The organism is Runella salmonicolor (assembly GCF_024158025.1).
Classification (GTDB): domain Bacteria; phylum Bacteroidota; class Bacteroidia; order Cytophagales; family Spirosomataceae; genus Runella; species Runella salmonicolor.
Genome location: NZ_JAMZEL010000006.1, coordinates 106,836 through 132,085, shown reverse-complemented (window position 1 = coordinate 132,085; position 25,250 = coordinate 106,836). Strand labels below are relative to the sequence as shown.

The 25,250-nt window shown below is 46.1% G+C and carries 17 protein-coding genes; 6 read left to right on the top strand and 11 right to left on the bottom strand.

The window, feature by feature from the left end; genetic code table 11:
* Positions 1-54: 54 nt before the first annotated feature.
* From NCI00_RS15835 to NCI00_RS15795, 9 genes are all read right to left on the bottom strand, one after another.
* Entirely contained in the window at positions 55-1,311 is a 1,257-nt protein-coding gene (locus tag NCI00_RS15835) for an aspartate aminotransferase family protein (protein WP_253529102.1), read from the bottom strand.
* A gap of 98 nt (positions 1,312-1,409) precedes the next feature.
* On the bottom strand, positions 1,410-2,783 hold the full coding sequence (locus NCI00_RS15830) for a RagB/SusD family nutrient uptake outer membrane protein (RefSeq protein WP_253529100.1): 1,374 nt from the start codon (positions 2,781-2,783) through the stop codon (positions 1,410-1,412).
* A gap of 27 nt (positions 2,784-2,810) precedes the next feature.
* Positions 2,811-5,906, bottom strand: coding sequence for a SusC/RagA family TonB-linked outer membrane protein (locus NCI00_RS15825; protein ID WP_253529097.1), 3,096 nt, complete (start codon positions 5,904-5,906; stop codon positions 2,811-2,813).
* 456 nt (positions 5,907-6,362) lie between these two features.
* On the bottom strand, positions 6,363-7,559 hold the full coding sequence (locus tag NCI00_RS15820) for a hypothetical protein (RefSeq protein ID WP_253529094.1): 1,197 nt from the start codon (positions 7,557-7,559) through the stop codon (positions 6,363-6,365).
* Between the two features lie 16 nt (positions 7,560-7,575).
* A complete protein-coding gene (locus NCI00_RS15815; RefSeq protein ID WP_253529091.1) occupies positions 7,576-7,818 on the bottom strand; it encodes a type II toxin-antitoxin system HicA family toxin in 243 nt (80 codons plus the stop codon).
* Entirely contained in the window at positions 7,819-8,028 is a 210-nt protein-coding gene (locus NCI00_RS15810) for a type II toxin-antitoxin system HicB family antitoxin (RefSeq protein ID WP_114462052.1), read from the bottom strand.
* 61 nt (positions 8,029-8,089) lie between these two features.
* Positions 8,090-8,923 (bottom strand): type 1 glutamine amidotransferase, encoded by an 834-nt coding sequence (locus NCI00_RS15805; RefSeq protein WP_253529088.1) that lies wholly within the window; start codon positions 8,921-8,923, stop codon positions 8,090-8,092.
* 190 nt (positions 8,924-9,113) lie between these two features.
* The gene (locus tag NCI00_RS15800) at positions 9,114-10,259 is read right to left on the bottom strand and encodes a Gfo/Idh/MocA family protein (protein ID WP_166560642.1); all 1,146 of its coding nucleotides are present in this window, start codon (positions 10,257-10,259) and stop codon (positions 9,114-9,116) included.
* 53 nt (positions 10,260-10,312) lie between these two features.
* Complete coding sequence (locus NCI00_RS15795) at positions 10,313-11,965, bottom strand: sulfatase-like hydrolase/transferase (protein WP_253529086.1); 1,653 nt, start codon at positions 11,963-11,965, stop codon at positions 10,313-10,315.
* A 203-nt stretch (positions 11,966-12,168) separates the two neighbouring features.
* Here NCI00_RS15795 and NCI00_RS15790 point away from each other — a divergent pair, with 203 nt between their 5' ends.
* The gene (locus NCI00_RS15790) at positions 12,169-14,931 is read left to right on the top strand and encodes a putative LPS assembly protein LptD (RefSeq protein ID WP_253529083.1); all 2,763 of its coding nucleotides are present in this window, start codon (positions 12,169-12,171) and stop codon (positions 14,929-14,931) included.
* Here the strand turns inward: NCI00_RS15790 and NCI00_RS15785 are convergent.
* Complete coding sequence (locus tag NCI00_RS15785; RefSeq protein ID WP_253529080.1) at positions 14,928-16,901, bottom strand: asparagine synthase-related protein; 1,974 nt, start codon at positions 16,899-16,901, stop codon at positions 14,928-14,930. The genes NCI00_RS15790 and NCI00_RS15785 overlap by 4 nt on opposite strands.
* 33 nt (positions 16,902-16,934) lie before the next feature.
* Entirely contained in the window at positions 16,935-18,095 is a 1,161-nt protein-coding gene (locus NCI00_RS15780) for a T9SS type A sorting domain-containing protein (protein ID WP_253529077.1), read from the bottom strand.
* 539 nt (positions 18,096-18,634) lie between these two features.
* Here NCI00_RS15780 and NCI00_RS15775 point away from each other — a divergent pair.
* The 5 genes from NCI00_RS15775 to NCI00_RS15755 all read left to right on the top strand — a co-directional run bounded on the left by NCI00_RS15775 (position 18,635) and on the right by NCI00_RS15755 (position 25,228).
* Positions 18,635-19,183 (top strand): nucleotide exchange factor GrpE, encoded by a 549-nt coding sequence (locus NCI00_RS15775; protein ID WP_253529074.1) that lies wholly within the window; start codon positions 18,635-18,637, stop codon positions 19,181-19,183.
* A gap of 101 nt (positions 19,184-19,284) precedes the next feature.
* Positions 19,285-20,439, top strand: coding sequence for a molecular chaperone DnaJ (dnaJ, locus tag NCI00_RS15770; RefSeq protein ID WP_166560648.1), 1,155 nt, complete (start codon positions 19,285-19,287; stop codon positions 20,437-20,439).
* 230 nt (positions 20,440-20,669) lie between these two features.
* Entirely contained in the window at positions 20,670-22,019 is a 1,350-nt protein-coding gene (locus tag NCI00_RS15765; RefSeq protein ID WP_253529071.1) for an MATE family efflux transporter, read from the top strand.
* Between the two features lie 110 nt (positions 22,020-22,129).
* Positions 22,130-23,650: a serine hydrolase gene (locus NCI00_RS15760; RefSeq protein WP_253529069.1), complete on the top strand. Its 1,521-nt coding sequence runs from the start codon at positions 22,130-22,132 to the stop codon at positions 23,648-23,650.
* Positions 23,651-23,770: 120 nt separating this feature from the next.
* Positions 23,771-25,228 carry a TolC family protein gene (locus tag NCI00_RS15755; protein ID WP_253529067.1) on the top strand — a complete coding sequence of 486 codons (1,458 nt, stop codon included), beginning with the start codon at positions 23,771-23,773 and terminating at the stop codon, positions 25,226-25,228.
* Positions 25,229-25,250 lie beyond the last annotated feature (22 nt).

Below are 25,250 nucleotides of genomic sequence, written 5' to 3'. Positions count from 1 at the left end.
TGGTGGAGGTTAAAAATCGGGTCACGACTTTCGCTGCAAAGGTATCAAAATTTGTTAATCAATCGCTTCCAAAATTATCGCGCAGGCTTCGCGAATCTGCGCTTCAGAAATAACCAAAGGTGGCGCCAACCTCATAGAATTATCACAAAATAAAAACCAATCCGTGATAACGCCACCGCCGTTTTGGGTGTTTTGAATGGCCCGGTCGATGACGGGTTTCAATACGTCAAAAGATTCAAACTCCACCGCCAACATCAGCCCCCTGCCGCGTATCTCTTTTATTTTTGGATGAACCAACAAGCTTTTTATCAAATCTCCTTTCTGATTAACGCTCAATCCCTCGGTTTCTTCGTTTTTCTGTGTTCCATACAAAATGTCCTGCACTACTTCCAACGTGGCCAACGATGCCGCGCAACTCACTGGATGCCCGCCAAAAGTGGTTATATGCCCCAAAATAGGATTATTTTTAAAAACAGACATGATTTCTTTGGACGCAATAAAGGCTCCGATGGGCATACCACCGCCCATGCCTTTGGCGCACAAAAGCACATCAGGCACCACGTTGTAGTGTTCAAACGCCCAGAAGGTACCCGTTCGGCCAAAACCCGTTTGAATTTCATCAAAAATCAGGAGCGTGCCTGTCTCGTCGCAACGTTTTCGGAGGGCTTGGTGGTAGGCTTCGGTGGGTACGCGCACGCCCGCTTCTCCCGAAATCACCTCAATAATCACCGCTGCCGTACGGGTCGTAATTTTGTCCAAATCTTCGAGTATCCCGTGCTGAATATGACGAATATCAGGTAATAAAGGCCGAAAACTCCGCTTAAAAAATTCCGCCCCCGCCAAACTCAACGCGCCCTGCGTAGAGCCGTGGTAGGCATTAAAACAGGAAATAATTTCGGAACGTCCGGTAAAACGCTTGGCCAACTTCATGGCTCCTTCCACGGCTTCGGTGCCAGAGTTAGTGAAATAGACATTATCTAATGACCGGAACCTTGGCAGGGTTTTGAGTCCTGCCAAGGTTTCAACCAACGCTTCGGCCAGTTTGACCTGCGGGGTTTCGATGTATTCGCCATACACCATCAAATGCAGGTATTTATCCAACTGATTATGAATAGCTTCCAATACTTTTGGGTGCCGATGCCCCACGTTGCTGACGGCAATCCCCGAAATCATGTCGATGTAGCGTTGGCCGTTTTGACCGTATAAATAGATTCCCTCGGCCCGTTCGATGTCCAGTGCCAACGGAAAATCGGAGGTTTGGGCGAGGTGGTTATAAAAAAGCTGTTGTCGGTGAGAAAGTGCGTTGGTCATTGAGAATTCCATTTTTCAGCTGCAAATATCAACAAAAAACCTTCGACCAAGGCCGAAGGTTTTTTGTTTTTAAGAATAACAAAACCGTGGGGCGGTTTCTAGTAACCCACGTTTTGCGTCAATTGCTTATTTGCATCTATTTCACGTTGCGGAATCGGGAAAATCAAGCGCGGGCTGTTGAAGTCCAACGCACCCACTTTTCCTTTCAAACGCTTAATATCGTGCAATGTGTGCCCTTCAAAGGCCAGTTCCAACTTGCGTTCTTTCAAAATATCAGCAATGGTCACCTCGGTTAAAGCCGTTGCACCCGCTCTGGCACGAATCGCATTGATATCTGCCAAAGGAGCCGCTCCCACGGTAGTACCAAGGCGGAAATTAGCTTCGGCACGAATCAAATGCATCTCCGCCAAACGCATGATTGGCACATTCCCAAAACGATCTAGGTGCTTTTGGGTATACGTTAAGTTGCTTGGGGGAGTAACAAAAAATTCTCCTCGGGTATCTCCTGCTCCATAAAGGGCACGGTGAGCGGGCAAAATACGAAAATCACCGCGACCTGCGGTACCTGGAATTGCACTTACTGTCACCCCAAAAAACGTATTGAGGCTATTGGCACCATCTTGGGCGGTTACGGTCGTTGAGAAAATATATTCTGCGGGGTTTGCGCCACCGTTTCTCAAAGATGTATAAAACAAAGAACTAAAAGGAGTTACCAAACGCTGACGACCAGAAGTGATGACGCGATTGGCGGCGTCGCGGGCAGAGGCATAATTTCCCTGCTGCAAATACACCCGGGCCAACATACCAGCGGCGGCATTTTTGGTGGCGTAGATGGTGTTGGAAGCGGGCAATAAATTCTCGGCTTTGGTCAAATCGTCCAATACCTGAGCATACACTTCGGCCACACTGTTACGTTTTCTATAATCAGCATCGGTTACGCTGCGCGTAGGCTCAAGCACAAGTGGTACCCCTGGATTGGCGGCATTGTCGCCATCACCCCATGTTTTGGCATAAAGGCGTACCAGTTCAAAGTACAAAGCCCCGCGAATAAAACGCGCTTCTCCTTCGATACGGGCCTTTTTGGCCTCTTCTACCTTATCCAACGCCGACAATACATTGTTACAACGGTTGATGGCATTGTAAGTGTCAATCCACGTAGTGCTGGCGGTTGAGTTGGCGGTTGTTAACTGCTTATCAAAGATTTCTAATAAGTTGGCAAAAGTACCGCCAAAACGAATTTCTCCAGCATCACCGTATAAATCGGCTACGTACTGAAAAGCGCCCCCGTACACATCACCATCCTGAATACCGTCGTAGCAACCAATCAGGGTCACTTCAACGTCTTTGGAAGTACTCAAAGCAGCCACATCATCAATACTCTGAGTGGGTGCTACATCGAGTTTTTGGTCGCAACCGCTCAACAGCGTCATGGCCGCAGCGGTTAAAAAGCTATATTTGAATAGTCTATTCATTTTCTGAAAGTCGTTTTAGAGAGGATATTACAAACCAATATTGATACCAAACAAAATGGTACGTGGCTGAGGCGGCGTATAGAAATCGTTACCAATGGCAAAATTGCTGGTAAAGCTATCGGCACTTACTTCAGGATCCCAACCCTTGTAATTGGTAAAGGTTGCTAAGTTCATTCCCGAAACATAGACCTTCACTCTTTCCAGTTTTACACGATTGACAAGGCTCGTTGGCAGTGTATAGCTCAATGTAGCCGTACGAAGACGAAGATACGAACCATCAAAAATGTAGCGACTTGATGCCTGGTTTCCGTTGCCACGCAGATAACGCGCCTCTGGAACGTCGGTGTTACGATTTTCTGGAGTCCAAGCGTTCAACTGGTCTTTGGTTTGGTTATCTTCATAAATACCGTTGGCCGACGAATACTGACCTACCCCATAAAAGTTAACTTGGTTGCCATAAACTCCGTTGAAGAATACGCTCAAATCAATGCCCTTGTAAGAGAAAGAGTTGGTAATTCCTCCGATAAATTTGGGGTTGGGGTTTCCAACCACTACGCGCTGAGCAGAGTTATAACCCGAGTTGGTTACCGTTGTTCTGTCAACCGAGCCGTCGGTGCCGGTGGTATTTTTGTAAAACAAGGCATCACCGTTATCAGGATTTACGCCGGCATATTCAACCGTATAAAACACCCCGATGGGCTGGCCTTCCACCACGCGGTTCATGTTACGAATCCCGCCTTCAATGACTTGACCCTGAATATCAGTCACTTTGTTTCTATTGTTGGCCCAGTTGAATGACGTATTCCACTTAAATTTACCCACAAAATTTTGGGTGTTTACCACAAATTCAAAGCCCTTGTTTTCCAACTTACCCACGTTACGCACTTGGCTTACAAAACCAGTGGTGGCAGGAATGTTTACGTTCAGCAACAACCCAGAGGTATTTTTAACGTAGTAATCAATTTCACCGTTGATACGGTTGTTAAGAATTCCAAAGTCAATACCAAAGTCAGTTTGATAGGTTGTTTCCCATCTCAAATCAGGGTTTCCGATTTGTGAAGGCCGCTGACCTGCCGCACCTGCGTACCCTGCATCACCCTGAAACAGGCCTAATTGTGGGAAGTTACCGATTTCTGAGTTACCTGTTCCACCGTAGCTAGCGCGGGCTTTCAAGAAACTGATGACAGTATTATTCTTTAGGAAATTCTCTTCCGACAACACCCATCCCACCGACACCGCAGGGAAGAAACTGTAGCGTGAGTTGGCCCCGAAACGTGAAGAACCGTCGATACGTGCACTGGCCGAGAGTAAGTATTTGTCGGCAAATTTATAGTTGGCGCGGGCAAAATAAGACAAGAAACGGAAGTTTGTTTCGGTACTACTACCGTCAGATTTCGTGGCAGCACTGGCAATCCGCTGGTAGGAGTTTGACGGAAACTGCGTACCTTCGACGAAGTTGGTCTTGGTCTGCGATTGTTGATACGACATCCCCAGCGTAGCACTGATTCCGTGTTGGCCGAAACTATTGTCGTACGCAAAGAAATTATTGGTATTGTAGTTGGTCACAAACGTACCGTAGTTGGCACCGATACCGTTGGTGGCACGGGTTTGGTTACGCACAGTTTGGCTCTGGAAATATCCTTCTTCCTGTTGGTTTAATAAGTCAACCCCTACTTCACTGCGGAATTTCAAGCCTTTAAAAATGTTGGCCTGCAAATAACCATTCGTAAGGTTACGAATAGACGTTGCCACAAATTTGGCGTAGTTGATTGAAATAATCGGGTTGTAGTACAAAGGAATGTTAATATCCCCCGGAGGCGTACCCGCTGGAAGACCCGTGTTGGGATCCAGAAACGGCGTCAGCGGTGTCAATGCCGCCATCTGCAATGGGTTAGAGAAGGCATTATCATCGGGCAAACGTTGATTTTCGGTACGGGCCAAGTTCATCGTCAAACCGACCGAAAGCCAGTTGTTGGCTTGGTGGTCAAGGTTTAAGCGACCCGACATACGCTTCAATCGGTTACCAATAATCGTTCCCGTTTGGTCTAAGTATTGACCTGAAATAAAGAATCGTGTTTTATCATTCCCACCGCTCAACTGCAAATCAGCCTGGTGCATCGGTGCTTTTTGAAACGCCTGTTCTTGCCAGTTTACATCGGCTTGTTGGGGAGTTCCGTAGGTACCATAACTGTAATAATCCAAGAATCCGCCTGCTCCAAAGATAGACTGAGTAAAAGAATCTGGGTCATTTGGATCAATATTGGCCAAACGGTCCCGGTATCCAGCCGCTTGCTTATAAAAAGAAATAAATTCTTCAGAATTAAGGAAAGGCAAACGACGGGCGGCAGTGGCAGAGCCGGTTTGTAAATTGAAGGAGATATTGGTTTTTCCTGCCTTACCGCGTTTGGTGGTAATCAACACCACCCCGTTTGCGGCACGGGCACCATAGATTGCCCCCGCAGAGGCATCTTTCAATACTTCGATAGATTCAATATCGTTTGGATTTATATCCGCTAAAGCGTTGGTTTCACCGCCGTAGTTACCGAAGTCTCCCGTAGTGATAGGCGTTCCGTCTACTACGTACAGCGGCTGACTGCTAGCGCTGATAGAGGAGTTTCCGCGAACGCGCACTGTTACGGCTTGGCCTAATTTACCCGAACCTGAATTGATAAACACCCCAGCGGCTTTTCCTTGCAAAGCGGCATCTACGGTTGGGGTAGGCATATTTTCAATGTCTTTTCCTTTTACCTGAGCGATGTTACCCGTCAATTCGCGCTTGATTTGTGAACCAAAACCCGTTACCACAATCTCGCTCAGTGTTTTGGTATCCTGTGCCAGTTGAACATTAATCACCGAACGTCCGTTTACTTTTTCCTCCAAAGGAGAAAATCCGACAAAGCTGAATACCAGCGTGGCATTGTCAGGGATAGAAATACGATAATTCCCTTCGGCGTCGGAGTTGGCACCGCGCGTGGTACCTTTTACCGTAATCGAAACGCCCGGTAGCCCGGCACCCTCTTCGGATGAGGTGACCTTTCCAGTCACGACCTTGTCCTGCGCCCTTACGGCAACGAACGACAAGCATACCAGCATCCACAAGCTAATACGTAAAGTGTGTCTCATGCAATTTGATTTGTTAGAGTTGATAAAATGAAAATTAAAAACGGTAAACTAAGGTATACATCTAAAAGCAACCTACTCCTTTTAAGCAAAAAGCGAAAAAGGCGATTGCGGTTATTCAATCAAAAAACCACTAAAATAGATTTTTGTTAGTTGTATCTACAAAAAAGCAAGGGAGTGATTGTTTAGGTTAAGCTCCTGAGCCGATTCGGGCAGAATATATGAATGATGGCTCAACAACAGAAAGTACAAATTTGCGCATTGGAATAATTCCACAAATCACCCTTTTTTGGGGATATTTTTACTTTCTATTTTTTTTTGACTAAACGTTCCATTCGCAATTAGTGCAGATACCTTCAAATACCTGCACAAATGTACTGATTGATACTTAAAAAGTCAAAACATCAGGAAGATTCAATCCCCTGAAAAAGGGGATATTGTACCGACTTCACTCCCCCATTAAGGTTGATAAAAACACGTACTTCCGCCTACCCAAGTAAAATCTTTATTGAATCTTACACCAATCATTTCGCCTCTACTCAGTCGACTTAGGCTCGTCAATAGCTGTGGACGTGGGGAATTATCTTCCCAAACATAGAGCATTCTGATTTCACATTTCACCAACCCATCTGGCGCTTCAATGACCGGCTCATACGTTACTTTTCGTTGTAAAATCCAATTTTCGGGGTCGGTTACTTCCTCAATATCCTGACGCGTAACGTGGATTTTTACGCCACTCCCTGCAAAGGAAAAAAGGGGTTTCAGCACGTAGTTTTCTAAATCTTCGGGAAAATCATCGCTGTATTCACTCAAAAAATGGGTGTCTGGTACATAAGGACTTTTCAAATACGGAAGTGTATACTTACTGATTCTAAAAAACCAGTTGGGGTGTCCTACCCACGTCACGTCAACATCATCCGTGAGGTCAAACTCAGTTTGAAGGTCAGGAAAATTGGTTAAATCATCAAAAATAAGTCGATTGTAGATGCGCTTGATTTCGATGGTCTGGCCGTCTTTCTCGTAAAAAAGCTGACGGCCTACTTTTTTTATTTTAGTATAACAAACGGCTTTTACACCCAACAAGGCCTCGGTCACGGCAAAGTCAATACGGGTCTTTTGCTGCTCCGGATAAATTTCCAATAAAATCACATTTTCGGGGTTTTCATTCCCCAAAATCACGGCTTTCAACTTAGCAATGTATTCTGCCTGATTAGATATACCACTAAAATAGTTACTAAACTCGGCCGGAACAGGAAAGTAATCACGGAACTTCTCGGTCACGTAGGTCTGAAACCCAAAAATAGACGGGAACCCCTGCAACTCAATCAATTGAGGCATCAACTCACCGTTTTCATCTTTACAAACGGCAAAGTCGATGGCCAAAAATGAAGCATGGTCATTTTCGTGCGGCACAAATTGCCCTGGCGGGATAGCGTGCTGGGTCTTGGCTTTATAATGAGGCCCAACAATCACATCAATAAAAGATTCTCCCGCTTCAATCAATTTGTTTTTAAGGCCTGCTGGCACAAAAACGGGGGTTTCTGCCACTCGAAACTCCAATTGACCGGGCCAATCGGCCTGAATACCTTTGATGAATTCATTGTATTTTTCATCGCTAAAAGCAGCGTTGTAAGCTTGTCGTAGGGAAGAAATCATAGGTTATAGAGGGCATTTACCCAAACAAAATTGCAATAAGTTGTTCTTTTGTTAATCCAAAATGAGAAGAAATGTTATTCAATATAGCGTTAAGCGTTCCAATTTTTATGGGAATATGATTAGGAATCGTCACTTGATGTTGGCCTTTCAGTTCGGTACGAATTCGGATGTGACTACCTGTTTGTCGAACTACCTCATAATCTAATTTTTTCAACAATCTGACAAGTTCTGCCCCTGTTATGTCTCTCGGAATTTTCATTTAGAGCGCAAAAATTTCTTCTTTCACAAAATGCAGGCGAATAACTTTAGGTGCCAAATCTGGTGAATCAAAATGACACGCAATAGCATCTCTTATCATTTCTTTCAACTCCTGCATTGTTTCTCCTTGAGTGAAGATATTTTCTCCTAAAGCACGCGCGGTATATCCTCCTTCGGGGTCTTCTTCTACTACAAAAATGAGTTCATTCATCGTTAATGCTGAAATATTTATATCAAAAATAAAGAAGAAATTGATAATACCAAATTTAGCACTACACCAACTGCGCCCCTACCAACTGCTCCGCTGCCCGTTGAAGAAAAGTGGGAATAATGGCCGCCTCGGTGCGCCGGATTTTGTCGGGGTCTTGCAATGAATTGACCATGTCGTTGTACTTGGCTTCTCCGTGATTTTTGATAATCAAGCTCCGTTTTTCTTCTTTTTGAAAATGCCGCAACATGCCTTCACCGTCGGCTTCGGGGTGAAACTGCGTACCGAAAATCTCCCTTGAAAATCGCACCGCCATCACGGCCCGCTCCAAATGCGCCACGTGGGGGCGTTCTTTTTCGATGCAAAGCACTTTGGCTCCCATGCGTTCTAGCTCATGATAGTTTGGCTCAATGACTTGATAGTCGCGCGAATCAACGGCGAAGAATGGATCTAACAATTGCTCAAAAACGGGTTCTTTCAAGCCAAATTGGGTTTTGTGCATCGGAAAAATACCGAAAGACGTTGACCGCCGCTTACATACCAGCCCGACGTTCCAATGCAAACAGGCCATTTGATACGAATGACAAATCAGCATCAGGTGCTTTTTTTGCGGATGGTGCGGCTGGCGATTGTGTTGCCAAATTTGGTCAAGCAACATAAAAAATGGCTTCTCCCAAGGCTCACCTACGGGTACTGGGTTTCCGGGGCCGCCCGATGAAATATAAATATCGTAGCTTAAATCAGGGACTTCGCATTTTTGACGAACATCAAACACTTCATAACTGCCTTCGATTTCCTCCTGTGCTAGAAAATTCTCCACCAATGTTTTAATACAACGCATACCTTCGTTGGCATGACCGTCGTACATGTCCAAAACGGCAATCTTAATGCGCTCCATGAGCTTTTCGTTAATTGTGTTGCTAAAAATAGAAAAAAAACATACCGCCACGTCACTTAAAATCTTAAAAAAAGAGTTTAAAGGCTGTGGCGGTATGGAACTTAGTTCGTTAAAACGTTCCGCAAAATTACGGAAATATTATCATCGTTTAACGATATGTATCAAGAACGGTTCAACTATTCCTCAGAATCTATACTTGAACCCAACGCTGCTCGCGGCTACTTTGGACGATTTTGTCGCACAATTTAAGTTCGCGAAGCCCATCCGCAAAGGTCGGATAGGTCGGATTTTCGGGACGACCGTTGCGAATGGCCGCGTAAACTTCCTTAAATAATTGCTTCGACGTATCGGGGAATCCTTCGTTGTGGCCACCCGGAAACGTCAATAAAGGACGCACCTCTTCGTGTACCAAGGCTGGGTCACGAATCAAAGATTGATTGTACCCGTCGCGGCGACCAATCCACATTTCGTTGGGGGCTTCGGAGCACCAATTAAAAGTTTGATTCGAGCCGCTGATTTCGAGCGTGGCGCGGTTTTTACGTCCTGCTGCTACCTGACTGACCGTTGCAACGCCCTTGTTTCCGTTTTCGAAACGGTACAAAATTGAGGCGTAATCTTCGGTCGTGATGGGTACCTCTTCGTAGTCTTCGGCCTGTAACAACTTGCCCGAATAAGTAGCAATGGCTTTTTTAGGCTTCATCCGGGTTTTATGGACGGTGTTGAAATCGGCCATTACTTCCGTGATGTGCAAGCCCGTGATGTATTCAATCAAATCAAACAAGTGGGAGCCAATATCGGCCACGGCCCGTGAATCACCCGACTGCGAGGGCTCCAAACGCCAGTTGTAGTCGGTAGGCAGAAACAACCAATCCTGAAGATAGCTTCCCTGCACTGAATACACCTCGCCTAATTCGCCTTTTTCGCGCATGGTTTTCATCTGACGAATGAGCGGATAGTAGCGCAAATTGAAGTGAACAGCATTCACCAATCCAAGTTTATCCGCCAATTCTACGAGTTCTTCAGCTTCTTCGGTGTTGGTGGCCAAGGGTTTTTCACACACCACATTTTTGCCCGCCAACAATGCTTTTTTCGATTGCTCGTAGTGCAGAAAGTTGGGCGTACAGATGTGAACACACTCAATGGAATCGTCTTTCAGCAAATCATCAAACGAATCGTAGGCTTTGGGAATCCCCAGCGACTTAGCGCGGGCCTGTGCAATCTCAGCCGAAAAATCAGCAATACCTACGACTTCAACATCTGGCAAGCGGCGAAGTGCTTCGATGTGCGCGGGGCCAATAAAGCCGAGCCCTACAACGGCTACTTGGGTTTTTGACATAGTATTTTTGGGTTTTGAACGTGGGTTTGAATTTATTCTTTATCGGTGAATTATTAATTGAGTTTCAGTACTACAACGGGGCTTTTCTGATAACCAATGCGATGCGCCACCACATACAACGAATCCCCTGCGGAGGCATTGATGGGTTGCGTATATACTTTCCAGCTTGGGTCTTTCCAACGTTGTTTGTAGCCAATCGAGGCGCCTTTGGTGGCGCAAGATAAAGTAATTTTAGAAAATTCAGACTGTATTTTGGGCGTTTCCGTGACGGGCGCCTGCTCTTTACCGTTCCACCAACGGCGCACCATCTCCATTTCGGGTTCGGCGGCGGTATCACCGACTTTCTGAATCCACGCTTCATACACTTTTCTCAATTCTTTCAGTTTAGCCTGGTATTGAGGTAGCTCTGCAAGGTTATTAAACTCATAGGGGTCTTTTTGGCAATCATACAATTCTTCTTTGGGTTTGGTCGGCCTAAACCACAAAGATTGAACCTCGTTGAGTTTTCCCTGCTCTTTCAACGCTAGTATGGCCCGCATGGAAGGCTGTTGCAAGCGGTACTGAATATTTTGGTAGTAGGGTTTTTCGGGCATATAGTTTCGTACGTAGCGGTAGCGACTGTCGCGCACGGTTCGTACGCGGTCGTATTCTGAATCCATCCGGTCGCGGGCGGCAAAGGTATACTGACGAGGTTTAGGTGCCTGCTGTTTCCCCAGAAACGCTTGCCCCTGCAAATGCGCGGGAATGGGCAAATCTACCAACGACAAAATGGTGGGGGCCAAGTCCACAAAACTGATAAATCGGTGGTCGACAACGCCTTTTTTACTTTTTTCAAAGGGATTTTTTACAATAAACGGCACCCGAAGGCCACGGTCATAGATTTCCCGTTTTACAAAAGGAAGCCCGTCGCCGTGGTCGGAATAAAAGAAAACGATGGTATTTTGCTCAAGGCCATCTTCTCGAAGCTGCGCTAGAATTTTGCCCGCCTGCTCGTCCATCACCATGGCATTGGATAAATGCCGCGCCACGTCCAGACGCACTTCTGGTACATCAGGATAATACGGCGGCAACACTACGTCTTCGGGTTTTACCAATAAAGGCTCTTTGGCCCGTACCCAAACCTGCGACTCGTGCGTCACGGTAAGATTAAAAATGGCAAAGAAAGGCTGATTTTTATCCGTTCTGTTGCGCCAGTGGGCTTTGTTGCTGCTTTCATCCCAAACGGTGGGGGGCGCTTGAAACTGATAATCCTCTTTAGAATTGTTGGTGCAATAGTACCCCGCCGCCCGCAAGTATTCTGGGAAACATTTGACTTCCTCGGGCACAACCGCCGAATAGCCCTTAAAACCAGGAGGATAGGCATCAAGCGCCGCTGCTGAGGCCGCCAACGTGCGCATATTTTGGGTGCCAATAGACTGCTGATACATGCCCGTAATAATGGCCGAACGGCTCGGAGCGCATACCCCTGCGGTGGCAAAGGCATTGGTAAATCGAACCCCTTCTGCTGCCAGACGGTCAATATTCGGCGTTTTCACCAGTTTATTTCCGTAGGCCCCCAATTGAAAACTCATGTCTTCGCAAGTAATCCATAAGATATTGGGCGGGGTTTTCGTTTGTATCGGAGCAGAAGCAGGTACAGGCTGCGGAAGGCGAAAAGCAAAGAATGCGGCACATACAACCACCGGCAGAAAATAGGTATGTTTCATTCAAAAGAACGGTTAGAAGATGTCTCTTTTTAAGGCGTTTACCGCCGATTTTTACTGATGCCTGTTTTCATCTCATTGATAAAATTTTAATTCGTTTAATAACTTTTAACAATGTTTCGGCCTTTTCAAACCTGTAAAGACGTACTTTTGCAAATAAAGCATGTGTAAAATTGTTCTCTTCCAATCGTAAAATCAGTGCGCGTGTGGCTATAAGCCTTCTCTGGCTGACCTTTCTGGGGGTTGGCTTTGAGGCTTTTTCACAGGTATTAGCCCCCAAAAGACTATCCACTCCCGTTTTTTTGGATTCCATGAAAAGGGCCACTCCAGTGGTTCCGAAGGTTATTTCTGCCGTGGGTATCAATGCCGACAGCACCAAAACCGACTCACTCCAATCCGACAGTGATTTAAAAAGTACCGTAAAATACAGCGCCCAAGACTCAACCGTCATGGACCCGGGGCAGCAGGAAGTTCATTTGTACGGCAAAGCAAACGTCACGTATGGTGCCATCATTTTGGATGCCGACTATATCCGTCTCAACTGGAAAACCAACGAGGTTTTTGCGCGAGGCAATTACGATTCAACCGCTAAAAAGTGGATTGGGCAGCCCATCTTTCAAGACAATGGTGAAAAATACGATACCAAAGAGCTCCGGTATAATTTTAAAAGTAAAAAAGGCTTTATAAAAGGCATTGTAACCCAACAAGGCGACGGTAATATCCGAGGCACCACCGTCAAGAAAGACGAAGAAAACAATATGTATGTAAGGGGTTCAATTTATACCACCTGCAACTTAGCCCAGCCTCACTTTCACATTGCGGCCCGAAAAATCAAGGTGATTCCCGAAAAACAGGTCATTTCTGGGCCTTTTCATTTGGTCATTGCCGATGTGCCTCTGCCCGTGGGCTTGCCATTTGGTTTTTTTCCCGTTCCGAAGAAAAAAGAAATCGGCACTTCGGGCATCATTATGCCTCAATACGGTGAAGAACCCAACGGCCGGGGATATTACCTGCGCGATGGTGGCTATTACTGGGCCATCAGCGAAAAAATCAACATGAATTTTACGGGGCAGATTTATTCTAAAGGAAGTTGGGGGTTAGGGGTTGCCTCGACTTATGCCCAAAAATACCGTTACAGCGGAAGTTTCAACGCGCGCTTCAACCGCAATTTGCAAGGAAATGAAGTGAAAGCATTGAACAGACCGCGCAATGATTTCAGCCTCACGTGGAGTCATGCGCCCGTGCCACGAGGAACCTCAAGTTTTGGTGCTTCGGTCAACATCGGAAGCAACAGCTTTAATCAGTTTAATGAATTTAGCACCACGCGGTACATCCAAAACGTGGCAAGCTCGTCGGTGCAGTACAACAAGCAATTTGGGCAATTTGCCCGGATAGGAAGCAGCATCCGCGTCAACCAGCGGTTTCCAGACCGTTCCAAAGAAACCCGAGATTCGTTGGGGCGCGTGACCAATACCGATCCCGGTGCACTAGATGCAGGGATAGATTTCAACTTTGGCATTAACCAAATCGCCCCGTTTGCCCTAAAAGGCGGCACAGGCGCATGGTACGAAAGCTTCCGTTTAGGAATGGATTTTAGCGGCGGCATCAGTGCCAACAATACCAAGGTTTACGCTGATACTTCTACGGCCCGGCTGGGATTTTCGCTCTTTAACCCACCCACGGTAGTGACCCCAGAATCAGGAGCACCTACAACCTACGCCTTAAACTCCCAGAGTTTACCCGAATTTATTAAAAATGGTCAACTCACCGGGCGCTTTTCGGTCCCGATTTCGTTACCCAATATCAAGTTATTCCGCTACATCAACATTACCCCTGGCATTTCACTGTCGGGAGAAACCTTTACCAAGAAGTTCAAATATGAGTACATGGGCAACAACAAAGTGAAGGTAGATACCCTTCAGGGTTTTTACTTTGCCAACAACGTCTCGTTTAGTGCCAGCATGAACACCCGAGTGTACGGCACCTTCTTTTTTCACGGAAAAAGACTGGAAGCCATTCGACACACTTTGATTCCTTCGGCTAGTTTCAGCTACGTTCCTGACCAATCAAATCTTTTTGAGAAAACCGTCGTCAACCAACGCGGCGACGTGAGGTACCTCAATCGCTACCGCACCATTGGTGGTAACCTCACCACTTCGGGCACCTCGGCGGCGGGTATTTCGTGGAGTTTGAACAACTTATTTGAAGCCAAAATGCGTCCCAAATCAGATTCAACGGGTAAGCAGTTTGAAAAAAAATCTATTCTGGACAACCTCAGCCTAAACGGCTCTTATAACCTGCTGGCTGATTCATTGAAAATGTCGGACATTAGTCTCAACGCCAATGCCCAGCTTTTCAAGAATTTGAACTTTAACTTTTCGGCCAATTTTGACCCGTACGCCTACGTAAAAGACGAACTGTATGGTGCCGTAGGGAGAAAAATCAACCGCTGGTCGTTTACTGAAAAGCAAGGATTGGCCCGGCTCAACAACGTCAATGTAGCACTAAGTACTCGTTTTGCACCCAAAGGCTCCGATAAGCCCAAAAAAGCCAACACTCCAAATACCGAAGAGCAACAGCGCCTCATCAATGCCAACCCAGACGCCTACGTAGACTTCAATATTCCTTGGACGCTCAATTTAAGTTATAACTTTGGGTACTCACGCCAAGGGCTGTCCAAAGGAACCACCATTCAGGCTTTGCGCGTCAACGGTGATTTCAGCCTTACGCCCAACTGGAAATTTGTGTTTGATACGGGCGTCGATGTCGTTGCCAAAGCCCCTTCCATCACCAATATCGGCATCACCCGCGACCTACACTGCTGGGAAATGTCGTTTAACTGGACACCATTTGCGGGTTCGGGCATTCGGGCCAACAACTATTCGTTTGAAATCCGGGCCAAATCGGCACTGCTACGTGACTTAAAACTCTCTCGCCGCCGCTCGTTCTACGACCGTGGCAGTTTCTAGGAACGTTTTTGGTTCAGCAGCCACTGGGCCAAATGAATTTCTCGCACGTAAAGGTGTATACTGCCTGAAGATTTCTTAGCCATTTCTTTCAAGGCTCGTTTAAAATAGCCATCCAAAATAAGGGCCTGCGCTTCGGTAAATAACAATGGTAGCAGTTGTTGTGCCTGCCCAAACAGACCAGTGATTTCGCGCTGATGCTGGCTAATTTGCATTTTAACAGGCTGATTCATCAGGGCTTTGCTGGTTCGTAATCGAACCTCCTCGGGCAGTACTTCTTTCATCATAGCCCTGAGGGGGCCACGTCCATAGCCTAGGTTAAATTTCAGGCGGTCGGGGATGACCAAACACAATTCAATGAGCCGTTTATCATAAAAAGGATGCGCCGCTTCGTAGCCATAGTGCGCGGCAATCTGTTCAAATTCTTCGGTGCTCTCCAACATCCCTTCGTGGAGAATATCGGCCACTAAATGCGCCTGTTCTGGCAAAAATCCGTAGTCTGTTTCGACAATGAACTTTTGTTTTTTCTTATATTTTCTAATCCAATTTAGCACCCCATCAACCAGCAGCACATTCACTCCAAAAGGCAACATTTTCAGCGCTTTGACACTCTCCCATCCTTCCTTTGTTAAGCGTTTCCATTCTTTATTTTTTGCTATTTTTACAAAATATCTCTGGGTATAACTCCGCACGATAAATGCATACCTTTTTGATAAGGGCCATTCAGGCCATTGTTCAAAACGATGGCTAAAATCCGCAATTTGAGCGTATTGTTTCATCAATTCTTTAAACTCTCCCCACCTTTGGCTTTGAAGCAACCGCATAGGATACGTTTTTCCGTATCCCACCACACTATCGCCGTCATGTCCTGTTAAGAGTAGACGGCTTCCTTGCTTTTTTATAGCCTCAGCCGCCGCCAAATAATAGGTGGGCAAAAGTGTAAAATGGTCGGGACGGTCAAAAAGAGTGGTCAGCGTCTGTACAGCAGCCATCAAATCAGTCATTGGAGTAATGTACTGATGCTGATAAATCCCCCATTGAAGTATACGTTCGGCAAATCGTTTTTCTTCTGCTTGTGTGGCCTCTCCCATGTCGAAATGGAGTGTGTTCAGTTCTTGTCCGAGCAGGTGATGGGCGGTGGCACAAACGGAAGAAGAATCTAGCCCACCACTCAAATGCGCACTTACAGGATATGACGTTTGAAGCCGACACCGTACTGCTTCTAAAAACGTTGTTTTGAATGCTTCAATGAATTCTTCATCGGTACGGAGGTGGGCAAAACGTTCCAATTTCAAATCCCAACAAAAACGGGATTTAAACGCGTGTGCCTCCACAGTAAGCAAGTGGGCAGGTGGCAACGAATGAATATTTTTATAAAAAGTCTCCGCTCGGTAGGGTCTCAGAGACGAGGCCCATTCCAAATAACGGTGGATTTTATCAAAATTAAATTCGTTAGAAACTTCTGGAAGCGTTAACAAAGACTTAATTTCTGAAGCAAAAGCAACAAAACCACCAGGTTGATAACAGTAATACAACGGTCGTGCCGCACAATGGTCTCGTCCAGCAATGAGTTTTTGGCGCGACTCATCCCACAAAACGAATGCAAAGTCGCCAATTAGGTGAAAAAGCATTTCCTCCCCCCAATGCGCGTAAGCCGCCAAAAGGAGGGCAGTATTACCCAAACTCTCTGCTTCACTGCTGGGTAGAGAAGGGAATAATTGAGTTAGCAATGCTGCCCGATTATCTATTCGAGCATCAGCTACGCACCAAACGCCGTTTTTATCAACAATAGGGGATGAATCAGTCGCTATGTTTACAGAAACGTTCAGCTGTAAATGTACAAAGCCGATATTCTCGTTTTTTATTACTCGAATTCCGTCACTTCCTCGGTGCTGTATGGCACAGGTCATTGCCTGAAGTTCTTCCTGTACCTTCCTCCCATCAAAATAGACAATTCCACAAATACCAGACATAACCGTTGATGCAATAACCTAATGAACAGATTATCAGTTTATTTTCAAAACCCGTTGCTGAAAAGTCCGTCCATCTTTTGTTTTGACCTGAAGCGTATACATCCCGTTTTCAACACCTTCCACTGATACATTACTATCGGAAAACTCCCTTACTTTACGACCTGTTAAATCTATCAAACAAGCCGACTCAATTGTTGACTCGGAAGGGAGTTCAATCGTCAAAATCCCCACAACCGGGTTAGGGTAGGCCTTAAAAAGGCCAAAGCCAGTCAATCGTGCAGATACAATGCGACTATATTCAAATTGTCCGTCTAAATCAACTTGTTTTAGACGGTAATAATTAAGACCTATTTTCGGAGAAACGTCCACAAAAGAATAAATCTGCTTTGCGGTGCTGTTGCCAGTGCCCATGACTCGCCCAATCGCTTCAAAGTTTTGGGCATTGCTACTACGTTCAATTTCAAAATGACTATTGTTTATCTCCTCTCCCGTTTGCCAAGTGAGTTCAATAACGGCAGATTGTGCCTCTGATTTAAACGAAATAAGGCGCACAGGAAGGCTGGAACTTGTGTAAGCACAGGCACTTACCGCTGGACTTAAGGGAGTCGCACTCGTAGTCCAATTGGTGACCGTATTAATATTTGACCCGATGGTAGCAATGTTTCCCATCACACTGCCGTCAGTACAATTAAAACGTCCATTGTCCTGATTACCTACCGCAACTGCGTTGGAACCATTCGTTAACGTTGGGGGTAAAGCGGTTGAATTGGTACTAGCCGCGGTATCATCCCAACCCGTACCCCCGAAATTTATACCCGCGATAAAGGTAGGAGAAGCTAATGTTCCTTTGAAGGCAAATAATTGGTCTCCTGCGGTGGATAATGCATACGTTCCTGAAGAAGTAACCGTTCCGGTGGATGCGGTTGTTCCTCCCGTGATTGTCACCACAGTCCCCGCAGGAACGCCCCCTGCGGGTGCGGTCCATGTCAAAACGCCTTCATTGGTCCGAAAAGCCGTACCGTTCCAGCCATTGTCGGTAAAAAGAATTGTCGTTCCTTCGGGAATGGGTACCAACGACACCCACGAGAAAGAATCTGGGTCATCTGATTGAAAAGAAACAAAGGCGATTTCACCCGCTGCAAAACCCTTCAACCAAATAAATACCAAGAATAGACTAAGGTAGATTTTCTTCATAAAATCGGAAATAAAGAGGTTAGTAATACACTAAGGAGTGAGTGAATTTGTACCTGTCAGCGCATCAAATTGACTCCCTATTTTAGCAGTCATTTTTTTTACCTGACCTATCTTATGAAGCCTCGGAGAGGTATAGCTTCTTTTGGGTGATGAGACCAGTTCGTCTTTAGTGAGTAACGTTTGTTTCATCCTTTTTAGGCTTTTAATATTCAGACGAAAAACATTTTAGAAGGTCACGCAATCTCTCCTAGCTAACTTACTGATTATAAATAGACGACGACACAAAAGTCTCTTTAAGTGTACCCCAAAACGTACTAATCAAAATAGTGAATCTACAAAGCTTACTTTTTAAGGAAGGTTCCACCCCACAAAAAAGCCTAATAAGGATATTATTTTTTCAATAAACACCCGTCAATAAAGCCAAGTGTTCATTTATTAAGACTTGAATTACCCTGCCAATCTGTCAGCTTTTGAGGTAGTGGCAAAGAAATTGCCGACATTTGTAGAAAATATTGAACAGTAGCGTACACCTATTTATTATGACAACAGACAACGGAAATGACATAACTACGGACGAAACGACAGCACCCGTAGAGGGCACGGAAACTCCCGTAGAAATCGCTCAGGAAACCGAAACCACGGAAACCGAAAAATTACAGGCTGAAATTACGGAGCTGAAAGACAAATACCTGCGCCTATATGCTGATTTTGAAAACTTCCGTCGCCGCACCGCCAAAGAAAAATTGGAATTGATTTCAACCGCCAACGAAGAATTGATGAAGGCGGTATTGCCCGTCGTCGACGACTTTGAACGTGCCATGTCTTCTTTTGAAACAACAACCGACATTGTGCCGTTAAAAGAAGGAGTTGGGTTAATTTATACAAAGTTCTCAAAGACATTGGAAAGCCGAGGTCTTAAACCAATGGTTTCTAAAGGAGAAACATTCGACGCTGATTTGCACGAGTCCATCACGCAGTTCCCCGCCCCAAGCGACGACTTGAAAGGCAAAGTGATTGATGAAGTTGAGAAGGGATATTTTTTAAATGAAAAAGTAATTAGATACGCTAAAGTGGTCGTAGGAAGTTAATTAGGTTATCCGTTATCTTTAACCGTTAATCGGAGTAAACTTATGTCAGATAACTAATGACAGCGGAGCCGCCCGCGCGGTAACGATTAACACAAAAAAAAATGGCACAAAAAAGAGATTATTACGAAATTCTTGGCGTTGGCAAAACGGCGGCAGATGATGAAATAAAGAAAGCCTACCGTAAGCTGGCGATTAAGTATCACCCCGACAAAAACCCCGACGACCCTTCTGCCGAAGAGAAGTTTAAGGAAGCAGCCGAGGCATACGGGGTCTTGAGTGACCCTGAAAAACGCAAGCGCTACGACCAGTTTGGCCACGCTGGCATGGGTGGGAATGGCGGTTTTGGCGGAGGTCAAGGCTTTGATATCAATGACATATTTTCACAATTCGGCGATATTTTCGGTGATGCATCACCATTTGGCGATATTTTCGGCAATGGTGGCGGGGGCGGCGGACGCCGCGTACGGCGCGGTACCGACCTGCGTATCAAGTTAAAACTCGATTTGCGCGAAGTAGCCGAAGGAGCTGAAAAGAAAATTAAAGTAAAACGCTACGTTGGCTGTAACACTTGCGGCGGCAACGGCTCAAAAAACGGCGCTTCCCTCAAAACCTGTACCACCTGTAACGGCAACGGTCAGGTGCGGAAAGTGGTAAGCACGATGCTCGGGCAAATGGTTTCGACCAGCACCTGCCCTACCTGCAACGGCGAAGGAAAAATAGTAACCGACCGTTGCGAAATTTGCGCAGGCGAAGGCCGCGTATTGGAAGAGGACGTAATCAGCATCAAAATCCCTGGCGGTGTAGCCGACGGAATGCAGCTTTCGATGAGCGGCAAAGGAAACGTACCGCCCCGGGGCGGCGTGGCGGGCGATTTGCTCATCGTGGTAGAAGAGGAAGAAGACGAACAACTAAAGCGTGACGGCAACAACCTCGTCTATGACCTGCACCTCAACTTCGTAGATGCCGCCCTGGGCACCACGGCCGAAGTACCTACCCTCGACGGAAAAGCCCGCGTGCCGATTGAAGCGGGAGTACAGGGTGGAAAAATCCTACGCCTCAAAGGAAAAGGCATCAAAGAACTCAACGGCTACGGTCGCGGCGACCAATTGATTCACGTCAATATCTGGACGCCCAAGCAACTCAGCGCCGAAGAACGCAGTATTCTCGAAAAACTAAAATCCTCTCCCAACTTCCAACCCAAACCAGGAAAGAATGAGAAAGGATTTTTCGAGAAAATGAAAGATTTCTTTCATTAGTCGTTGAATAAATATGAACGAAACGGGTGGCCCAAAGCCATCCGTTTTTTTGTAGTTCCTCCTCCTTGAATTGGCCTCTAAAGCCAAAATATTCTTCTTTGAATTGCTGTATTCAGGGTCATTACATTTTTTTTACTCTGCAACATACACGCCGACGGCCAAACTATTTTTTAAAATCTTGGGTTGAAAAGTAAATACCTAAGTACAATTCGAATTATTCCAAATCAGTCATGCGGCGCGAAATTCTTGAAACGATTAAGTTAAGTATTCCCATCATCATTGCCCAACTCGGCGTTATTCTCATGGGCGTTACCGACAATCTGATGGTGGGGCGGTTTCTGGGTGCGGTGCCGTTGGGCGCGGCGGGCTTGGCTACTTCGCTATCGTTTCTGGTCACGAGCATTGGTTTTGGTGGCTTAGGCGTCATTGCAGTGCTGATTTCTCAAGCCAAGGGCCAAAATGATACGGCCGAAATCGGGCGTTTGTTTCGGGCGGGGCTTTACGTAGCTATTTTGCTGAGTACTGTTTTAGGAGTCGTAGGAGCAGCCATTGGAATGAATATGGACGCATTAGGCCAAACCCCCGAAGTAGCCCGCTTGGCCGAGCCATTCATGTACTATTTAAGCGTTTCTACCTTGCCGTTATTGATATTTGTGGCGGCCCGGCAGTTAGCCGACGGGCTTTCCTATACACGGGTAGCCATGATTGTGACCGTTTCAGCATTGTGTTTCAATGCCTTAGTCAACTGGTTGCTGATTAATGGTATCTGGATTTTCCCGAAAATGGGCCTCAACGGAGCCGCCGCAGGAACGCTACTATCACGCACCTACATGGCGGTGGCTATTCTGGTCTATATCTATAAAACCAAGCATTTTTCACGGTATCTTGTGGCCGCCCGTCGTGTACGTGTCGAACTAGTGGCCAAAATCTTACGGTTATCCGTCTCAGTCGGGTTTCAGTTTTTCTTTGAGGTAGCCGCTTTTTCACTGGCAGTAGTCATGATTGGCTGGCTGGGTGAAAGTCAGTTGGCTGCCCACCAAATCGCCATCAATTTAGCTTCCACTACCTACATGATGGCCACGGGCATTGCCTCAGCGGGAGCCATCCGCGTGGGGCGCGCTTTTGGGGAACAACAACCCAAAAACGTGCGCAGTGCAGGCACGGCCGCTTTTGTGCTGGTTGCGGCATTTATGGGCGTATGGTGCATTACATTTCTGACGGCGAGTGATTTTCTGGTGTCGCTTTACCTGAAAGACAATCCAGAAGTAACGCAAATTGCGGCAACGCTCATGATATACGCGGGCTTTTTTCAACTCTCCGATGGCATTCAGGCAACGGGTCTAGGCACTTTGCGTGGCGTGTCAGATGTCAATGTCCCCACCATAATCACACTGATAGCCTATTGGGGTATTTCCCTTCCCTTGAGTTATGTGTTGGCTTTTACCTTCCAAATGGATGTTGAAGGGATTTGGATTGCCCTCTCGGCGGGACTTACGTTTTCAGCGGTTTTTCTGACCATTCGATTCTACCGATTGGTGCGTTTAAAACAACCAGAACCATCCAATTTGCCCATAGTTTAGCCTTGGAAAATGTTTTTTTGTTGATTCGTGTCCTTAAAGCAAAAATACTGCGCCCTAGCAGTATCACTTCCTTTAAGTTTTATCAATATTTGTAAAAACATCAACCCAGTATGAATCCCCGTTACTCCTTAGTCTTCCTTTTTTTACTCACGTTTGTCACTTTTGCCCAAAAGAAAAACACCCCTCCCCCACCCTCCGATCCACTGACTGGCTTTGATGCCTTTGTTAACCAAATGCTTGTGGAATGGCGCGTGCCAGGGGCATCAGTGGCCATCGTGAAAGACGGTAAACTTCTGTACGCCAAAGGCTATGGATTCAAAGACATCAAGAAAAATTTACCCGTTACAGAAAAGACCCTTTTCCCGATTGCCTCCTGTACCAAATCCTTTACTTCGGCGGCGTTGGCGATTCTGGCCGATGAGGGAAAACTGGATTGGAATAAACCCATCAAAGAGTACCTTCCTGACTTTCAATTGCAAGACGAATTTGCCACGAGAACCGTTGCAGCCCGAGATTTGGTCTCTCATCGCACTGGCCTCGCCCGCCACGACCTCACGTGGCTCTATGCCAATCTGGGACGTCAAAGTTTATACCAAAACCTAAAATACTTGCCGCTTTCGAAGCCCTTGTATGCACAGTATCAATACAACAATTTGATGTTTATGACCGCTGGCATTTTGATTGAACGCCTCTCTGGCAAAAGTTGGGAAAATTTTCTGCGGGAAAAAATCCTGCAACCGCTCGGCATGAACCAAACGGCACTTACCTATCCAGAACTGTTTCAGAAAGAGGACTATGCACTTTCGTACCGCGACTCCAACGGCCAATGGACAGAACAGGGGTTTGGCAGCAACGTAGATGCTATTGGCCCAGCGGGGTCCATCAAATCCAACGCGGTAGAAATGGCCAATTGGCTCATTATGCAACTCAATAAAGGGAAGTTTGGGGACAAACAAATCGTTTCGGCCGCTAATCTAAAAGAAAACCATACCCCGCAAATTATCGTGTCGCCCGCCGAGGCAACGTTTAGCGAGTTGGGTTATGCCTCTTATGGGATGGGGTGGAGCATCAATACTTACCGTGGACACCTCCGACTGGCCCACAATGGCTCGATTGAAGGGTACCGTTCACAAATGGCTTTCTTTCCCAACGACAATATCGGTATCGTGATTCTCACAAATACAGGGGCCGTAGATTATTATTTTGTCAATGCCGTATGCAATTATTTCTCCGACAAATGGCTTAGTTTACCAGTCATCGACTGGACTCCTCGCCTCAAAATCGCCCAAGCCGAGGCAAAAGCGAAGCAGGAAAAGGCAAAACTCGACAACGCCTCAAAACGCAAAAAAGATACTACCCCCTCCCACGTACCCGATTCATACGCTGGAACCTTTGAGCATCCCGCCTACGGCACCTTTGTGCTAGAGCCCAAAACCGATGGCACTTACTTAGGTGCTTTTCATGGACTCCCCTTCACACTCACCCATTATCACTACGATATATTTGAAGGCACTGGCATCTTTGACCAAACGAAATTTGATTTTAAAATTGGTGCTACTGGTGAAATCGAACGCGTGACTCTCCACTTGACCAATGCGGGAGAAATTGATTTTCAAAAAGTGATTAAATAAAACTGGTTTTCAAAATCTTTGAATTTAAAGCGTTGATATACTTATATCACCGTTTATCCAAATTTAGTAGAGGGAGCAAATTTAGTTTTGTAACCTTGACCTCGAAAATCCGAAACAGCGATGAAAAAATGGTTACTCGCCTTTGCGCTGGGTGTTAGCGTATTAGTCCACGTCCAAGCTCAACAAAAATATACCCTCCAACAGTGCATTACGATTGCGTTGGAAAACAACCTGCAGTTGCGGCAATTAATGCTGCAAGTTCAAACGAATCAGAATGTGTTTGAACAGTCAAAATGGCAGCGTTATCCCACCCTCAACTTCAGCGGAAGCCAAGGTTTACAATCAGGGCGTAACATTGACCCGTTTACCAACCAGTTTGTGGAGCAAACGGTCAATTTCTCCAACTTTTCGGTCAATACAGGCGTCAATTTGTTTAACGGTTATCAGCAAAAAAACATCATTAAGCAAAACCAAACCAACATTCTTGCCACCCAGAAAGACGTCGAGGCGAATCGTAACACCCTGATTTTGAACGTTGCTTCGAGCTATATTTCTGTCTTGAACAATCAGGAACAACTCGAATTTGCCCGTCGTCAGGCTGAAACCACTCGCCTGCAATTAGACCGCACGGATAGATTGGTCAAGGCGGGGTCTTTGTCGCAAATCAACTTGTATGATATTCAATCCCAGTTAGCCAACGACGAACTTTCTATCGTCAATGCGCAAAACAATATCGAATTGTCGAAATTGACCTTGAAACAATTCCTCAACCTACCCGCAAGCGAAGTATTTGAGATAACCCCCATCGCACTGCCCGCGCCCTCTACAACAACGCCATACGATGCTACCCTAGAACAAGTCTACAACGCGGCCATCAAGTATTTACCCGATTTGGACGCGGCTAACTTGCGCATCGAAAGTGCCAAAACGGGCATTGAAATTGCCAAAGGTGCCAAACTTCCTTCCATCACCTTGGGCGGTGGGCTTAGTTCTTCGTTTTCCAGCGCGGCCCCTAAACAGCGTTTTGTAGGTGATGGCGGCGCTTCCAGAGTCGTGGATGTTCCTTCTACTACGCGCTATGTATCTTATGGCGGTTTTACCGTCCCAGTCATTGAAAAAGTGACCGTTCCGAGCGGAGCCATTCAGGACTTTGGGTACTTTGACCAGCTGAATTTTAACCGCAACGCCTCCCTTTCTCTCTCTTTGAGGATGCCTATTTTCAACGGTTATCAGGTAAAATACCGCATTGCAAACGCCATGATTCAGCAAAAAAACTTGGAATACCAAGCGCAAATCGTCCAGAATCAAATTCGTCAAACGGTGGAGCAGGCCTATTATAGCATGGTCAACGCCGCCAAGCGCTACGAGGCTACTTCCCGACAAATCGAGTCGCTTGAATTGTCGTTTAAAGCCGCCGAGTTACGTTTTAACGCGGGCGCTATCAACGCCACGGAATACAACATCGCCAAAAACAATTTGGACCGTTCACGCGCCAGTTTGATTCAAGCCAAATACGAGTATCTCTTCAGAACCAAAATTCTGGATTTCTACCAAAGCAAACCTATCTCTTTAGAATAAAACAGGATTCCTTCCTCATTAA

Bases quoted from the DNA above. Each gene is read 5' to 3' on its own strand.
- NCI00_RS15830 (WP_253529100.1), bottom strand. From the start codon at position 2,783: ATGAATAGACTATTCAAATATAGCTTTTTAACCGCTGCGGCCATGACG.
- NCI00_RS15760 (WP_253529069.1), top strand. From the start codon at position 22,130: ATGAATCCCCGTTACTCCTTAGTCTTCCTTTTTTTACTCACGTTTGTC.
- dnaJ (WP_166560648.1), top strand. From the start codon at position 19,285: ATGGCACAAAAAAGAGATTATTACGAAATTCTTGGCGTTGGCAAAACG.
- NCI00_RS15820 (WP_253529094.1), bottom strand. From the start codon at position 7,559: ATGATTTCTTCCCTACGACAAGCTTACAACGCTGCTTTTAGCGATGAA.
- NCI00_RS15835 (WP_253529102.1), bottom strand. From the start codon at position 1,311: ATGACCAACGCACTTTCTCACCGACAACAGCTTTTTTATAACCACCTC.
- NCI00_RS15805 (WP_253529088.1), bottom strand. From the start codon at position 8,923: ATGGAGCGCATTAAGATTGCCGTTTTGGACATGTACGACGGTCATGCC.
- NCI00_RS15815 (WP_253529091.1), bottom strand. From the start codon at position 7,818: ATGAAAATTCCGAGAGACATAACAGGGGCAGAACTTGTCAGATTGTTG.
- NCI00_RS15765 (WP_253529071.1), top strand. From the start codon at position 20,670: ATGCGGCGCGAAATTCTTGAAACGATTAAGTTAAGTATTCCCATCATC.
- NCI00_RS15800 (WP_166560642.1), bottom strand. From the start codon at position 10,259: ATGTCAAAAACCCAAGTAGCCGTTGTAGGGCTCGGCTTTATTGGCCCC.
- NCI00_RS15795 (WP_253529086.1), bottom strand. From the start codon at position 11,965: ATGAAACATACCTATTTTCTGCCGGTGGTTGTATGTGCCGCATTCTTT.
- NCI00_RS15810 (WP_114462052.1), bottom strand. From the start codon at position 8,028: ATGAATGAACTCATTTTTGTAGTAGAAGAAGACCCCGAAGGAGGATAT.
- NCI00_RS15785 (WP_253529080.1), bottom strand. From the start codon at position 16,901: ATGTCTGGTATTTGTGGAATTGTCTATTTTGATGGGAGGAAGGTACAG.
- NCI00_RS15825 (WP_253529097.1), bottom strand. From the start codon at position 5,906: ATGAGACACACTTTACGTATTAGCTTGTGGATGCTGGTATGCTTGTCG.
- NCI00_RS15755 (WP_253529067.1), top strand. From the start codon at position 23,771: ATGAAAAAATGGTTACTCGCCTTTGCGCTGGGTGTTAGCGTATTAGTC.
- NCI00_RS15775 (WP_253529074.1), top strand. From the start codon at position 18,635: ATGACAACAGACAACGGAAATGACATAACTACGGACGAAACGACAGCA.
- NCI00_RS15780 (WP_253529077.1), bottom strand. From the start codon at position 18,095: ATGAAGAAAATCTACCTTAGTCTATTCTTGGTATTTATTTGGTTGAAG.